This window comes from Falsiroseomonas sp. RANM36, from assembly GCF_056682175.1.
This window is the reverse complement of the sequence record NZ_JBWXTD010000003.1, coordinates 992,740-1,005,112: the sequence shown is the minus strand read 5'-3', so window position 1 is coordinate 1,005,112 and position 12,373 is coordinate 992,740. Positions and strand designations below refer to the sequence as shown.

Here is a 12,373-nt window from a genome sequence, read left to right as displayed (position 1 = left end):
CACCATGCCTGAGGCGCGCAGCCAAGCGCGCGGGGAGCGGCACTGCCGCGACCGCGCCGGCGCGTGAGGGCGCGAAGGCGTGGCCTTCGCGCAGCGGCCATCAGGCCGCCTTGCGGCGGAAGGCGTCGAGGGAGCCGGAGCGCAGAAGCTCGCTCGGCAGCGTGTGGCCGACGATGTCCTCGGCGAGATGCCCGGCCTCGATCAGCGCATCGAGGTCGATGCCCGTCTCGATGCCCATCTCGCCGCAGAGCAGCGCCAGTTCCTCGGTGCAGATGTTGCCGGGCGCGCCAGGCTGGCCGGCGAAGGGACACCCGCCCAGGCCGCCCACGGTGGTGTCAAATTTTGCGACACCCATCCGCAGCCCCGCCATGGCATTGGCGATGCCCAGGCCCCGCGTGTCGTGCAGATGCAGCCCGATCGCCACCTCCGGCCAGCGCGCCCGCACCGCGCCGAGCGTGCGCTCGATGCGCAGCGGCGTCGCCCAGCCCATGGTGTCGGCCAGCATCAGCTCGGTGATCGTGGCGCCGGCCTCCTGCGCGACGTCATACGCATCCTGCACGGCGCGCACGACAAGCTCGGGCGGCACGTCGCCCATGTAGTTGCAGCCGAAGGCGGCCTGGATGCCGATTCGCGTCACCGCGACGCCCGCATCCTGGTGCGCCTTCGTCAGGGCGCGCTGCGCCTCGATCTGGCCGGCGCGGTCGCGGTTGAGGTTCTTCTTCTGGAACGCCTCCGACGCGGCGAAGGAGACCGAGCCGTAGATCTTCAGCTTGTCCCGAAACGCCAGCGCACGGTTCAGCCCCTGCGCGTTGAACCAGAGTGCCGTGAACGACACGCCCGGCGGCGGCGTCACCAGCGCCATCATCGCCTCCGCATCGGCCCAGCCCGGCACCAGCTTGGGTGAGACGAAGGAGCAGACCTGGATCTGCTTCAGCCCCGTCGCGGCCAGCGCATTCACCAGCGCGGCCTTGCGCGCGGTCGGGATCGGGCCGGGCTCGATCTGGAAGCCCTCGCGCGGGCCTTCCTCGCGGATCTCGACGGTCTTCGGCAGGTCGCTCATCGGTCGGTCCTCCTGCGCGGCAGGTAGCCATGGAAGCCGCGACGGGTCTAGGCGACCTGGGCGTGCGCGGCGCGCAGGTCGTCCACGAAGCGGGCATATTCGCGCCGCTGCGCCTCCTCGTCCGGCAGGCGCAGCAGGTAGCTGGGATGGACGGTGGCGAACACCGGCAGGCCCTCCGGCCCCGGCAGGATCGTGCCGCGCGCCTTCATCACCGGCACCGCCTTGCCGGTCAGCGCGCGCAGCGCCGTCGCGCCAAGCCCCACCAGCAGCCGCGGCGCGACGATGCCGATCTCGCGCAGCAGGAAGGGTCGGTAATAGGCGATGTCGCCGGCATCCGGGCTCTGGTGCAGTCGCCGCTTGCCGGTCGGCGTGAACTTGAAGTGTTTCACGGCATTGGTGACATAGGCCTCGTCGCGCGGCACCTGCGCGGCGTCCAGCGCGCGGTTCAGCAGCCGGCCGGCGGGGCCGACGAAGGGCCGGCCCTGGATGTCCTCCTCGTCGCCCGGCTGCTCGCCCACGAAGAACAGCGTCGCGCCGACGGGGCCTTCGCCGAACACCAGCTGCGTCGCGCGGCGGGCGAAGTCGGGCAGGTCGTTGCGGCCGGCCAGCTCGCGCGCCCGCGCGGCGAGCGCGGCCTTCGGGTCGGTGCCGGTGTCGAGCAAGTCCATCTCGTCCTCAACGCCAGCCCGGGCCGGCGGATGCAGGCGCTGCGGATTGGGCCGCGGGGCTGAGGCGCCACGCGAAACCATCTCCGCCGCGCGGCGCGGCGCTTCCGCCATCAGGCGCGGGATCTCCGCCGTCTCGGGCATGTTGCGCCAGTATTTGCGCGGCATCTCGGCGCGCATCGCGCCGGGCTTCAGCCGGGCGGGGTTGAAGATCGCGGCGTAGTAGGCGCGCCAGAGCGGCTCCACGGCGTCGTCGGGCGGCACGTCCTGCCGCCGGCCTCCGGGGCCGAAGGAGAGATCCTGGCCGTTCCAGTGGACGCTCCGCCTGGGCGTGACGATGGACCAGCGCAGCCCGGCGAAGCGGCGGACGAAGAAGCCGGCCTCGGCTTCCTCGATATGATGGTCCGGCTCGAACCAGGCGACGTGGCGCGTGCCGGCCTCGGTCTCAACCTGCCGGAAGCGGAGGAAGGCATGCATCTTGTGCGCGTCGCGCTTCACCGCCTTGGCCATGGCGTGCAGCCGCAGGATGTCGGCGTCCGTTGCCACCTGCATCAGCGCGGGCTCGCCCTGCGTCAGGCGCCACAGCACGCGATAGAGCAGCGCGAAGCGTTCCGGGTCACTGTGGCGGATCGCGATCTCGGCCAGGTCCAGGAAGGCGCGCGGGACATGCGCGGCCGTGGCGGCGGGCGGCGGCGGGGCCTCGGCGAAGAGGCTCGGCGCATCGCCGGCGACGCGCCATTCCGTGTCCTCGGGCCGCACGCCGGCGCCGAGCATGCCGCGCGCCGCGCCGCGCCAGGCGGCGAAGTCGGCCGGGCCGGGCAGGACGGCGGCCAGGCCCATCAGAACAGGCTCATCTGCAGCGGCGCCGCCGCATGCGCGAAGGCGGTCCCGGGGATCAGACGCTCCCGCAGGCCGCCGCTGTCCAGCAGCCGCGGCCGGTGGTCCGCGGTGATCACGAAAGGCAGCACCTTCGGCAGGCTCACGCGCAGCCGCGCGAGGTCCTCCGCGCGGATCGCCGCATGCCGGCGGGTGGCCAAAATCTTGTCCACCGTCTTCGCGCCCAGCCCCGGCACGCGCAGCAGCCGCTCCCGCGGGGCGCGGTTCAGGTCCACCGGGAAGTCGGCGCGGTGCTTCAGCGCCCAGGCGGTTTTCGGATCGAGCGCGAGGTCCAGCATCCCGCCCTCTCCGCCCGCCATCACCTCCTCGCGCGAAAACCCGTAGAAGCGCAGCAGCCAGTCGGCCTGGTACAGCCGGTGCTCACGCACCAGCGGCGGCGCGATCGGCGGCAGGGCGCGCGAGGCATCGGGGATCGGCGAATAGGCCGAGTAGTACACCCGCTTCAGCCGGTAGCCCGCATAGAGATCCGTCGCGGTGCCGAGGATCGTCGCGTCGTCCGAGGCATCGGCGCCGATGATCATCTGCGTGCTCTGTCCCGCCGGCGCGAAGCGCGGCGCCTGCGCCCGTCTGGCCATCCGCGCCTCCTCCCGGGCGTCCTCGATGCGCGTGCGCAGCCCGCCCATCGCCTTCCTGATTTCGGACATCTTCTTTTCAGGGGCGAGCGCCTGCAGGCTCGTGTCCTGTGGCAGCTCGATGTTGATGGAAAGGCGGTCGGCGTAGCGCCCGGCCTCTTCCACCAGCGCGGGCGACGCGTCCGGGATCGTCTTCAGGTGGATGTAGCCGCGGAAACCGTGTTCCTCGCGCAGCGTCCGCGCGACCAGCACCAACTGCTCCATCGTCCAGTCCGCCGAGCGCGTGATGCCGGACGAGAGAAAAAGCCCCTCGATCGCATTGCGCCGGTAGAAGTCGAGCGTGAGCTTCACGACCTCCGCCACGGTGAATCGGGCGCGCCGAACGTTCGAGCTCGCGCGGTTCACGCAATAGGCGCAGTCGAAGGCGCAGGCATTGGTCAGCAGGATCTTCAGCAGCGAGATGCAGCGCCCGTCCGGCGCATAGGCGTGGCAGATTCCCATGCCCTCCGTGCTGCCGAGCCCGCCGCGCGTCGAGTCGCGCTTCGCCGTGCCGGAGGACGCGCAGGAGGCGTCGTATTTCGCGGCGTCGGCGAGGATCTCGAGCTTCTGGCGCAGGTCCATGAGTTCATGATATGTTCCCTTTGGCATTCCGCAAGGGGAAAGGCGCCGCGCTTGCCGGCAGCACGACGGGAAAGGGGATTTGCGGACGCCCCACGCGGGCGCAGGATGGCCGGCATGGACGCCGCCGCCCGCACGATCGTGTTCATCAACCTGGCGCATGTCTTCACGCATTACGGGCTGCTGATCCTCGCCACCGCCGTGCTGGCGATCGTGGTGCAGGAGCCGGGCGCCTTCGGCGGCGCCTACGGCCCGATCCTCGCGCTCGGCACCGGGATGTTCGTCCTCTACGGCATGGGATCGCTGCCCATGGGCTGGCTCGCGGAGCGTGTCGGGCGGCCGCGGCTGATGGCGGCCTTCTTCCTCGGCACCGGCGCCGCGATGGTGCTGGCCGGCTTCGCGTCCGGACCCGTCACGCTGCTGCTGGCGTTGGCGCTGATGGGCGCCTTCAGCGCGATCTACCATCCGATCGGCACGGCGATGCTGGTGGATGCCGCGGGGCCGGGACGCGTCGGGCGCTCGATGGGCGTCAATGGCGTGTTCGGCAATCTCGGCGTCGCCGCGGCGCCGGTCGTCACCGCCGCGGTCGCGGCTGGGCTGGGTTGGCGCTGGGCCTTCATCCTGCCGGGCGTGCTCTGCATGGCCGCCGGGCTGCTCTGGCTGCGCGAGGGCGCGGTGGACGTGGCGAAGAACAAGGCCGCCGGCAGCACCTTCCCCGAGATCCCGCGCGATGTCGTCCGCCGCGCCGTGATCGTGCTGCTGATCCTGGCGACCGTCGGCGGCTTCATCTTCAACGCATTCACCCTGCTGCTGCCGAAGCTGATCCAGGAAAGGCTGGCCGGCAGCCCGGACCTGCTGCCGGTGGTGGGCGTGCTGGCCTTCCTCGTCACGCTCTGCGGTGGCGCCACGCAGTTCACCGTGGGCCGCATCATCGACCGCTCCACGCTCAAGCGCGTCTTCATGCCGCTGGCCTTCGTGCAGATGCCCGGCCTCGCGCTGCTCTCGGTGCTGGAGGGCTGGCCGGTGCTGGTCGTGGGCGGGCTGCTCGCCGCCGCGATCTTCGGCCAGGTCACCGTCAACGAGACGATGACGGCGCGCTACGTGGCGCCGGCCCTGCGCACCAAGCTCTATTCGATCCGCTTCTTCGTGGGCTTCCTGGGTGCCGCGGCGGCGAGCCCGGTCGTCGCCTGGCTGCACCAGTCCACCGGCGGGCAGGGCGCGGTGCTGTCCGTGATGAGCCTCTTCGCCGGCGTCACCATCGTCTGCGCGCTGTTCTTCCCGAACCGGCGGGAAGAGCTGGAGCCGGGGCTCTGGGCGAAATCCCTGCCACCGCGCGCCGTGCCGGCCGCGGCCGAATAGAATGCCCGAAGCGCCCGCCCGCCTCGGCCACAATGGCGGGCCGCCGCTTGAAGACGACGACGATCCCGCCGGCTGGCGGCTCTGGTGCTGGAAGCGGGCGAAGAAGAAGGCGTGGTCGGCGCCGCCCGAGATCGCGCTGCGCCGCCTCGCGCGCGCCGAGGAGCTCGGGATGAGCTATCGCGAGTACACGCTCGAGATCCTGGAGCGCGGCCGGCACCTGTAGCCGCTCTACGCCCCGGCATTCTCGCTCATCACCTCGTCCAGCCGCCGCCCCGCGACGAAGCCGCGCAGCCCTTCCGGGAAGGGCACGCCGGCAGGCAGGCGCGGGCAGGGCTCCGGCGCGCCGAGCACCTGCACCACGGGGATGCGCGCGGCGTAGATCGGCAGCGCGTAGTCCTCCTCCTCGTCGGCGACGCCCTTGCTGCGGATCTTCGCGCTGGCCTGCTCGATCTCCATGCCGATCACCGTCGTCGCCTTCAGCTCCTGCGCGGTGCTCTCGCGCAGCGTCGCGGCGCGCTGCGGATAGAGGCGGTTCACCATCGCATCCAGCGCGCGCGCCTTGTGCGCCGGCTCGTCCACGATATGCGCCGTGCCGAAGCACATCGCCGAGCGATAATCCACCGAATGGTTGAAGCCGCAGCGCGCCAGCACGAGGCTGTCGAGATGCGTCACCGTCAGGCACACCGGCACGCCGCCCTTCTGCGCGCGCAGCATCCGGCTGGCGGCGGAGCCGTGCCAGTAGAGATGGTCGCCCTCCCGCCAGAACACCGTCGGCGTGCAATAGGGCTGGCCCTCGATGACATAGGCGATGTGGCAGAGCATCGCCGCGTCGAGGATCGCATGCACCGACTCGCGGTCGTAGCGCCCGCGCTCGTGCAGGCGGCGGACCTTGTTGCGCTCGGTCACGGGGTAGGAACCGTCCATCGCGGGCACTCCTTGCGGGACACCAGATGGCGCCGAAGATTGGTCCTGCGCGAGGGCCAATACCGTGCCATCCTGCCGGACCAATGCAGAGCCCCGCCGACCTGCTGCTGCCCGGGATAGACCGCGCCGGTCCCTTGCCGCTGCTGCGCCAGATCTACCTGGCGCTGCGCGGCGCGATCCTGGCGGGCGTGCTGCCGCCCGGCGCGCGCCTGCCGCCGAGCCGCGCGCTGGCCGCCGATCTCGGCGTGGCGCGCAACTCCGTCGTCGCGGCTTACGAGCAATTGCTCGCCGAGGGATTCGTGCGGGGCCGCGTCGGCGCCGGCACCTTCGTCGCCGCCGACCTGCCGGAGGTGCCGGAGCCCGCGCCCACGCCATCGCCGCCGCGCGATCCGCCTTCGGAGGAGGCGCTGGACCTCTACGGCACCGCGCCCTTCACCACGGGCCGCGTGGCGCTGGACCAGCGCACGCTCGAAATCTGGCGGCGGCTGACGCTGCGCCATCTGCGCCGGCCCGATCCGCGGCTGCTCGGCTATTCCGATCCGCGCGGCTCCGCGGCGCTGCGCCAGGCCATCGCCGCCTATCTGCGCGCCGCGCGCGCCGTGCGCTGCGAGCCCGAGCAGGTGCTGGTCACCGCCGGCGCGCAGCAGGCGCTGGACCTGGTGCTGCGCGTGCTGGTCGCGCCGGGCGACGCGGTGTGGCTGGAGGATCCCTGCTACCCCGCGGTGCAGGCCGCGCTCGCCGCCGCGCGCGCGCGCATCGTGCCGGTGCCGGTGGATGCGCAGGGCCTGGATGTCGCGGCCGGCATCGCGGCGGCGCCGGAGGCGCGGCTGGCCTATGTGACGCCCTCCTCGCACTACCCGCTCGGCATGCAGCTTTCCATGCCGCGCCGGTTGGAGTTGCTGGCCTGGGCGCGGCGGAGCGGCGCCTATGTGCTGGAGGACGACTACGACAGCGAGTTCCGCTACGCCGGCCGTCCGCTGGCCTCGCTGCAGGGCGTCGATGAGGCGTCGCGGGTGATCTATGTCGGCACCTTCTCCAAGGTGCTGTTTCCCGGACTGCGCCTTGGCTACGCCGTGCTGCCGCCGGCGCTGCTCGATGCCGTGCTGGCGGCGCGGCGCCTGTCGGACTGGCATCCCGCGGTGCTGCAGGAAGCCGTGGTCACGGACTTCCTCGCCGAGGGCCATTTCACCCAGCACCTCCGCCGCATGCGCCTGCGCTACCGCATCGCCCGCGACGCGCTGGCCGAGGCGCTGGCGGAGGCCGCGCCCGGCCTGCTGATCCCGGAGCCGCCGGAGCAGGGCATGAAGCTGCTGGCGCGGCTTGGCGGCGGGCTTTCGGATGCGGCGGTGTCGCGCGCTGCTGGCGAGGCCGGCATCGTCGCGCGGGCGGTCAGCCCGATGTATCTGGCGGCGCCGCCGGTGCAGGCGCTCATGCTCGGCTTCACCGGGCACGAGCCGTCGGCGCTGCGGCGCGCGGCGCGGAGGCTGGGGGCGGTGATCCGCAGGCTCAGTTGAGCCGCGTGCGCAGCTCCTCCAGCAGGCCGCGCACGCGGCTGGCCTGGGGGCCGTCCGGCGCCAGCTCGAGGAAGCGCTCCAGACTCACGATCGCGCCGGTGATGTGGCCGAGGCGCTGATGCATCAGCCCGGCCTCGCGCCACAGCGGCGCGGCATCGGGCGCGATGCGCAGCATGTCCTCGGTGCAGGCGACGGCGCCGGCCAGGTCGCCCTCCCGCAGGCGGCGCACCTTGATGTTGTTCTGCAGCCGCAGCAGCACGCCGCGCTTGGTCATCGGCGCCAGGCTGTCGCGGCCGAGCTCCGCCGTCTCGCCGGCGAAGCGCTTCAGCAATGCGCGCAGGTCGCGCGCATCCAGCGGCGTGCCGCCGCCGAAGACATCCACCACCACCTGCCCGCGGCCCGACAGCGCGACGAGGAAATGGCCGGGGAAATCCACGCCATGCGCCTGCCATCCCGCCGCATCCGCCGCATGCAGCCAGAGGACGCCGAGCGCCACCGGAAGGCCGCGGCGGCGCGCGATCACCTTCAGCAGGTTGGCGTTCGACATGTCCTCATAGGTCTCGGCATCGCCCGCATAGCCCAGGCGCGCATGCAGCAGCGCAGCCAGCGCGGCGCGGCGGCGGGACAGGTCGCCGGCATCGGCTTCGGGGTCGGCGGCGGCGGCCTGCACCGCGGCGCGCGCGATCTCGGTGAGATGCGCGCTGGCCGCGTGCCAGTCCTCGGCCGGCGCATCCACGCGCGCGAGCTGCAGCGCCACGCCGGCGATGTCGAGCTCGGCATCCGGCAGGCGGCCGGCGGCCTCGAGCGCGGCGCGGGCCTCGAGCAGCGGGTTGGTCATGCGGCGCAGGTCGCGCGGCGCGGGGCGGCGGTCAAGCCTCCGGCCGCGGCACCATGCGGCCGATGCGCCGCCCGCCGAAGATATGGACGTGGAAATGCGGCACTTCCTGCCCGCCATCCTCGCCCATGTTCGACAGGATGCGGTAGCCGCCGGCTTCCAGGCCCTGCTCGCGCGCGACCTCGCCGACCAGGCGCCAGAAGCCGGCGATCTCGGCCTCGCTCGCGGTGGCGCTGAAATCCGCCACCGAGACATAGGCGCCCTTCGGGATCACCAGCACATGCACCGGCGCCTGCGGGTTGATGTCGTGGAAGGCGAGCGCGTGCTCGTTCTCGCCCGCCTTGCGGGAGGGAATCTCGCCGCGCAGGATCTTCGCGAACACATTTTGCGGGTCGTAGGGCGGAAGGCCTGTCACGCGCATGGTGGCACTCCGGCAGATCGGTCCGCCGTTCTTCTGGCCGCGGCGGTGGCGGCGCGCAAGCGCCGGCCGCCGCGAACGGATCTCAGGGCAGCTTGGTGGTCTCCGCGGCGCGCATCAGCGCCCTCGGCCGCGCCGCCTTCTCCGCGATGCCGGAGATGCCCTGGCGCCGCGCGAGTTCCGTCCAGACCTCCTTCGGCCTGATGCCGGCATCCACCCAGACGACGACGAGGTGATAGAGCAGGTCGGCGCTTTCCAGGATCGTCGCGGCGCGGTGTCCCTGCGTTGCCTCGATCACGCATTCCACCGCTTCCTCGCCCAGCTTCTGCGCGACCTTCGCGGTGCCGCGCGCGAGCAGCCGGGCGGAGTGTGAATTCGCCACGTCGCCGGCCTGCCGGCGCGCCTCCACCGTGCGCCACAGCGCATCGAGGATGCCGGCCTCGGCGCCCGAGACGGAGAAGGGCCGCAGCGCGGAAGCCGCAGGGTCCACCGGGGGCGGCGGCGGGGTCGCGGGGGCGGGGATGCCGGGCGGCAGCGGCATCGCCGTGCCGCGCTTCAGCAGCTTCTTCTTGCCCTTGGCCGCGGGCGGCTTCGCGGTCTTCTTCGCCGGCTTCTTGGTGGGCTTCTTGGTGGGCTTCGCCATCAGGGCGCCTCCGACACGGGGCGGATCGGCAGGCCGGCGGCTGCCAGCGCCGCCTTGGCGTCCGCGATGCGCATCTCGCCATAATGGAACACGCTGGCCGCGAGCAGCCCTGTCGCACCGGCCTTGGCACCCTCCACGAAATGTTCGGCGACGCCCACGCCGCCGGAGGCCACCAGTGGCAGCCGCACGGCCGCGCGCACCGCCCGCAGCAGGCCGAGGTCGAATCCCTGCTTGGTGCCGTCGCGATCCATGGAGGTGAGCAGGATCTCGCCGGCGCCGCGGCGCTCGACCTCGCGTGCCCATTCCACGGCGTCGATGCCGGTGCCGCGGCGGCCGCCATGTGTGAAGACCTCCCAATGGTCGCCGGAGCGCCGCGCGTCGATCGCGACCACGATCGCCTGGCTGCCGAAGGCCTCGGCGCCGCGCGTCACCAGCACCGGATCGGCGACGGCGGCGGAGTTGACGGAAACCTTGTCGGCGCCAGCGAGCAGCAGCCGGCGCATGTCCTCGACGCTGCGGATGCCGCCGCCGACGGTCAGCGGGATGAACACCTCCGCCGCCGTGCGGCTGACCACGTCGTACATCGTCTCGCGGTTCTCATGCGTCGCGCCGATATCGAGGAAGGTGACCTCGTCCGCGCCCTCGCGGTCATAGGTCCGCGCCTGCTCGACGGGATCGCCGGCATCCCGCAACGAGACGAAGTTGACGCCCTTGACGACGCGGCCGTCCTTGACGTCCAGGCACGGTATGACGCGCAGGGCCAGCACCGGCATGCTCCGGGGCGGACATCGGTCCTGGCAGGACGGGTCCGGGTTGCGGGGCTCGCGCGCGCTGGCGCGAGGCGCGGCATGTGCGCCCCGCGCGCCCGGTGGTCAAGCCGTGGCGCCCTCGCCGGCCTATTCGATGCGCGGCGCCTGCAGCGCGCGCGCCGCCTCAAGGTTGTCGCGCAGGGTGGGCAGGAAGCGCTGCGCATAGGATTTCAGCGCCGGAACCTCGCCGTTCTCCGCATAGGTGGCGTAGGCGCGAACCGCCTGTTCGAGCGCGGCGATCTGCTGATCCACGTAGAAGCGGTTCAGCATGTCCGCGTTCTCGGCGCCGCGAAGCGTCAGCAATTGCCGGGTCTGCTCGTCATCCATCGCGCCGCCGACGCGGGTGCTGGCCTCCGGCAGGCCGATGAGGAGCGCCGACATCGCACCATGCTGGTCGATCATCCGCTGCGCGAAGTCGCGGATCTGCGGATGGGCGCTGCCGGCCAGCAGCACGCGGCCGGATTCGATCGCGAAGTTGTTCTGCGTATTGGCGATCTGCACGAAGACGTCGGCACCGCGACCGGTCGCGGCCCGCCGGGCCCCGCGCTGCGGCAGCACGCCCTGCGCGGCCGCCGGGGTTGCCGCCGCGGCAGCGAGGACAACGGTGAGAAGGGAACGTCGGCGCATCGGTCTGTCTCCGGGTTCTGATGTGCCAGCGGAAACAATCCATCGGGCCGGAGGTTTCCTCCGCGTGCCTCGGGTCAGCTGCGGGCCAGCAGCCGCCGGACGCCGCGACCGAGCCGCGCCTTGCCCAGCCGCCAGCGCGCAAGGAGCCGGGCCTCCATCGACTCGACCTGGCCGACCGCGCCCGGCCAGCGGCCGGCGATCCAGCCCATGCCGCGATGCGCCCAGAGATACTGGTGCCGCAGCACGAACATGCCGAGCGCGAGGAACAGGAAGCCCTGCAGGAAAGGCAGCACGAGGCCGAGCACGCCGAGGCCGAGCAGGCTGATACCGGCCGCCTTGCGGCGGACGGAGGGGCGGAACTCCATCATGGCGGCGCAGATGGTCTCGTCGTCGCCCCGCCGCAACGCCCCGTCCGGCAGGAGCAGCCCGATGTCCACAGCGGCACGCGCAGGAGAAGGTTCTGCTCCGCGGAGCCGGCGGCGCAGCGGAACGTTCATCCGCGTTGACGGCGCATCGGACGCCGTGGACAGATCCGCCCGCCCGGCGAGGGGCTTCGCCCCCGCGGCGGGCCTTGCAGGAGACGACCGACATGCTGCCCATCAACCAGAAGGCCCCCGATTTCGAAGCCGAGACCACGATCGGGCGCATCCGCTTCCATGATTGGATCGGCGATGCGTGGTGCATGCTGTTCTCCCATCCGAAGGACTTCACCCCGGTCTGCACGACCGAGCTCGGCACCATGGCCGGCCTTGCGGGGGAATTCGCGAAGCGCAACTGCAAGATCATCGGCCTCAGCGTGGACCCGGTGGACTCCCACGCGCGGTGGTCGGAGGACATCAAGGACGTCACAGGCTTCAAGCCCGACTACCCGATGATCGGCGATTCCGACCTGAAGGTGTCGAAGCTCTACGGCATGCTGCCGGCCGGCGCGGGCGAGACCTCGGAAGGCCGCACGGCCGCGGACAACGCCACGGTGCGCACCGTGTTCATCATCGGGCCCGACAAGCTGATCAAGCTGGTGCTGGCCTATCCGATGACCACCGGGCGCAACTTCGCGGAGATCCTGCGCGTGCTGGATTCCCTGCAGCTCACCGCCAGGCACAAGGTTGCGACGCCGGCGAACTGGCAGCCGGGCGAGGATGTGATCATCGCCGGCTCGGTCGGCGAGGAGGAGGCGCGGCAGCGCTTCCCCGATGGCTGGCGCGCGCCAAAGCCCTATCTGCGCATCGTCAAGCAGCCGACGGGCTGAAGGCGGGAAGGCCCGGGCGGCCGGCATCGAGGCTGGTGGAGGCGCCGGCGCCTGAGGCACAAAATCAACGCTTCCGCCTAAGCATCCGGGGGGGGGCCCCCCCGGGGGGGGCGCCCCCCCCCACCCCCCCCCCCCCAAAAGCCCCCCCACCCCCCCCCCCCCCCCCCCCCCCCCCCCCCACCC

14 protein-coding genes are annotated in these 12,373 nt (G+C 72.1%); 4 read left to right on the top strand and 10 right to left on the bottom strand.

The window, feature by feature from the left end; translation table 11 throughout:
- Positions 1 to 100: 100 nt before the first annotated feature.
- Genes AC1MIR_RS09630 through AC1MIR_RS09620 form a run of 3 tightly spaced genes read right to left on the bottom strand, consistent with a single transcriptional unit; the run spans position 101 to position 3,815 of the window.
- Positions 101 to 1,060 (bottom strand): hydroxymethylglutaryl-CoA lyase, encoded by a 960-nt coding sequence (locus tag AC1MIR_RS09630; protein WP_480027951.1) that lies wholly within the window; start codon positions 1,058 to 1,060, stop codon positions 101 to 103.
- Positions 1,061 to 1,107: 47 nt separating this feature from the next.
- Entirely contained in the window at positions 1,108 to 2,565 is a 1,458-nt protein-coding gene (locus AC1MIR_RS09625) for a UdgX family uracil-DNA binding protein (protein WP_480027950.1), read from the bottom strand.
- Positions 2,565 to 3,815 carry a putative DNA modification/repair radical SAM protein gene (locus AC1MIR_RS09620; protein ID WP_480027949.1) on the bottom strand — a complete coding sequence of 417 codons (1,251 nt, stop codon included), beginning with the start codon at positions 3,813 to 3,815 and terminating at the stop codon, positions 2,565 to 2,567. Before AC1MIR_RS09620 ends, AC1MIR_RS09625 begins: the two co-directional genes overlap by 1 nt.
- A 114-nt stretch (positions 3,816 to 3,929) precedes the next feature.
- On the opposite strand from AC1MIR_RS09620, the gene AC1MIR_RS09615 reads away from it, so the two are divergent.
- Both AC1MIR_RS09615 and AC1MIR_RS09610 read left to right on the top strand, forming a co-directional pair.
- Positions 3,930 to 5,171: an MFS transporter gene (locus AC1MIR_RS09615; RefSeq protein WP_480027948.1), complete on the top strand. Its 1,242-nt coding sequence runs from the start codon at positions 3,930 to 3,932 to the stop codon at positions 5,169 to 5,171.
- Between the two features lies 1 nt (position 5,172).
- The gene (locus AC1MIR_RS09610; protein ID WP_480027947.1) at positions 5,173 to 5,394 is read left to right on the top strand and encodes a hypothetical protein; all 222 of its coding nucleotides are present in this window, start codon (positions 5,173 to 5,175) and stop codon (positions 5,392 to 5,394) included.
- A 5-nt stretch (positions 5,395 to 5,399) separates the two neighbouring features.
- On the opposite strand, the gene AC1MIR_RS09605 is transcribed toward AC1MIR_RS09610, so the two are convergent.
- Positions 5,400 to 6,095, bottom strand: a complete 696-nt coding sequence (locus AC1MIR_RS09605) for a pyridoxamine 5'-phosphate oxidase family protein (RefSeq protein ID WP_480027946.1) — start codon at positions 6,093 to 6,095, stop codon at positions 5,400 to 5,402.
- Between the two features lie 83 nt (positions 6,096 to 6,178).
- Here AC1MIR_RS09605 and pdxR point away from each other — a divergent pair, with 83 nt between their 5' ends.
- Complete coding sequence (gene pdxR / locus AC1MIR_RS09600) at positions 6,179 to 7,609, top strand: MocR-like pyridoxine biosynthesis transcription factor PdxR (protein ID WP_480027945.1); 1,431 nt, start codon at positions 6,179 to 6,181, stop codon at positions 7,607 to 7,609.
- Here pdxR and AC1MIR_RS09595 read toward each other — a convergent pair.
- The 6 genes from AC1MIR_RS09595 to AC1MIR_RS09570 form a co-directional block, all read right to left on the bottom strand.
- Positions 7,602 to 8,447 (bottom strand): SirB1 family protein, encoded by an 846-nt coding sequence (locus AC1MIR_RS09595; RefSeq protein WP_480027944.1) that lies wholly within the window; start codon positions 8,445 to 8,447, stop codon positions 7,602 to 7,604. The two genes, pdxR and AC1MIR_RS09595, sit on opposite strands and share 8 nt — an antisense overlap.
- A gap of 31 nt (positions 8,448 to 8,478) precedes the next feature.
- Complete coding sequence (locus AC1MIR_RS09590) at positions 8,479 to 8,865, bottom strand: histidine triad nucleotide-binding protein (RefSeq protein ID WP_480027943.1); 387 nt, start codon at positions 8,863 to 8,865, stop codon at positions 8,479 to 8,481.
- An 82-nt stretch (positions 8,866 to 8,947) separates the two neighbouring features.
- Positions 8,948 to 9,505, bottom strand: coding sequence for a phosphoribosyl-ATP diphosphatase (locus AC1MIR_RS09585; protein WP_480027942.1), 558 nt, complete (start codon positions 9,503 to 9,505; stop codon positions 8,948 to 8,950).
- Complete coding sequence (hisF, locus tag AC1MIR_RS09580) at positions 9,505 to 10,272, bottom strand: imidazole glycerol phosphate synthase subunit HisF (RefSeq protein ID WP_480027941.1); 768 nt, start codon at positions 10,270 to 10,272, stop codon at positions 9,505 to 9,507. Before hisF ends, AC1MIR_RS09585 begins: the two co-directional genes overlap by 1 nt.
- A gap of 129 nt (positions 10,273 to 10,401) precedes the next feature.
- Positions 10,402 to 10,941: a DUF4142 domain-containing protein gene (locus AC1MIR_RS09575; RefSeq protein ID WP_480027940.1), complete on the bottom strand. Its 540-nt coding sequence runs from the start codon at positions 10,939 to 10,941 to the stop codon at positions 10,402 to 10,404.
- A 74-nt stretch (positions 10,942 to 11,015) separates the two neighbouring features.
- Positions 11,016 to 11,378: a hypothetical protein gene (locus tag AC1MIR_RS09570; RefSeq protein ID WP_480027939.1), complete on the bottom strand. Its 363-nt coding sequence runs from the start codon at positions 11,376 to 11,378 to the stop codon at positions 11,016 to 11,018.
- A 152-nt stretch (positions 11,379 to 11,530) separates the two neighbouring features.
- Between AC1MIR_RS09570 and AC1MIR_RS09565 the strand changes: the two genes are divergently transcribed.
- Positions 11,531 to 12,190, top strand: a complete 660-nt coding sequence (locus tag AC1MIR_RS09565; RefSeq protein WP_480027938.1) for a peroxiredoxin — start codon at positions 11,531 to 11,533, stop codon at positions 12,188 to 12,190.
- The last annotated feature ends 183 nt before the right edge of the window (positions 12,191 to 12,373 follow it).

Bases quoted from the DNA above. Each gene is read 5' to 3' on its own strand.
- AC1MIR_RS09595 (WP_480027944.1), bottom strand. From the start codon at position 8,447: ATGACCAACCCGCTGCTCGAGGCCCGCGCCGCGCTCGAGGCCGCCGGC.
- AC1MIR_RS09590 (WP_480027943.1), bottom strand. From the start codon at position 8,865: ATGCGCGTGACAGGCCTTCCGCCCTACGACCCGCAAAATGTGTTCGCG.
- AC1MIR_RS09620 (WP_480027949.1), bottom strand. From the start codon at position 3,815: ATGGACCTGCGCCAGAAGCTCGAGATCCTCGCCGACGCCGCGAAATAC.
- AC1MIR_RS09630 (WP_480027951.1), bottom strand. From the start codon at position 1,060: ATGAGCGACCTGCCGAAGACCGTCGAGATCCGCGAGGAAGGCCCGCGC.
- AC1MIR_RS09605 (WP_480027946.1), bottom strand. From the start codon at position 6,095: ATGGACGGTTCCTACCCCGTGACCGAGCGCAACAAGGTCCGCCGCCTG.
- AC1MIR_RS09575 (WP_480027940.1), bottom strand. From the start codon at position 10,941: ATGCGCCGACGTTCCCTTCTCACCGTTGTCCTCGCTGCCGCGGCGGCA.
- AC1MIR_RS09625 (WP_480027950.1), bottom strand. From the start codon at position 2,565: ATGGGCCTGGCCGCCGTCCTGCCCGGCCCGGCCGACTTCGCCGCCTGG.
- pdxR (WP_480027945.1), top strand. From the start codon at position 6,179: ATGCAGAGCCCCGCCGACCTGCTGCTGCCCGGGATAGACCGCGCCGGT.
- AC1MIR_RS09610 (WP_480027947.1), top strand. From the start codon at position 5,173: ATGCCCGAAGCGCCCGCCCGCCTCGGCCACAATGGCGGGCCGCCGCTT.
- AC1MIR_RS09585 (WP_480027942.1), bottom strand. From the start codon at position 9,505: ATGGCGAAGCCCACCAAGAAGCCCACCAAGAAGCCGGCGAAGAAGACC.
- AC1MIR_RS09565 (WP_480027938.1), top strand. From the start codon at position 11,531: ATGCTGCCCATCAACCAGAAGGCCCCCGATTTCGAAGCCGAGACCACG.
- AC1MIR_RS09615 (WP_480027948.1), top strand. From the start codon at position 3,930: ATGGACGCCGCCGCCCGCACGATCGTGTTCATCAACCTGGCGCATGTC.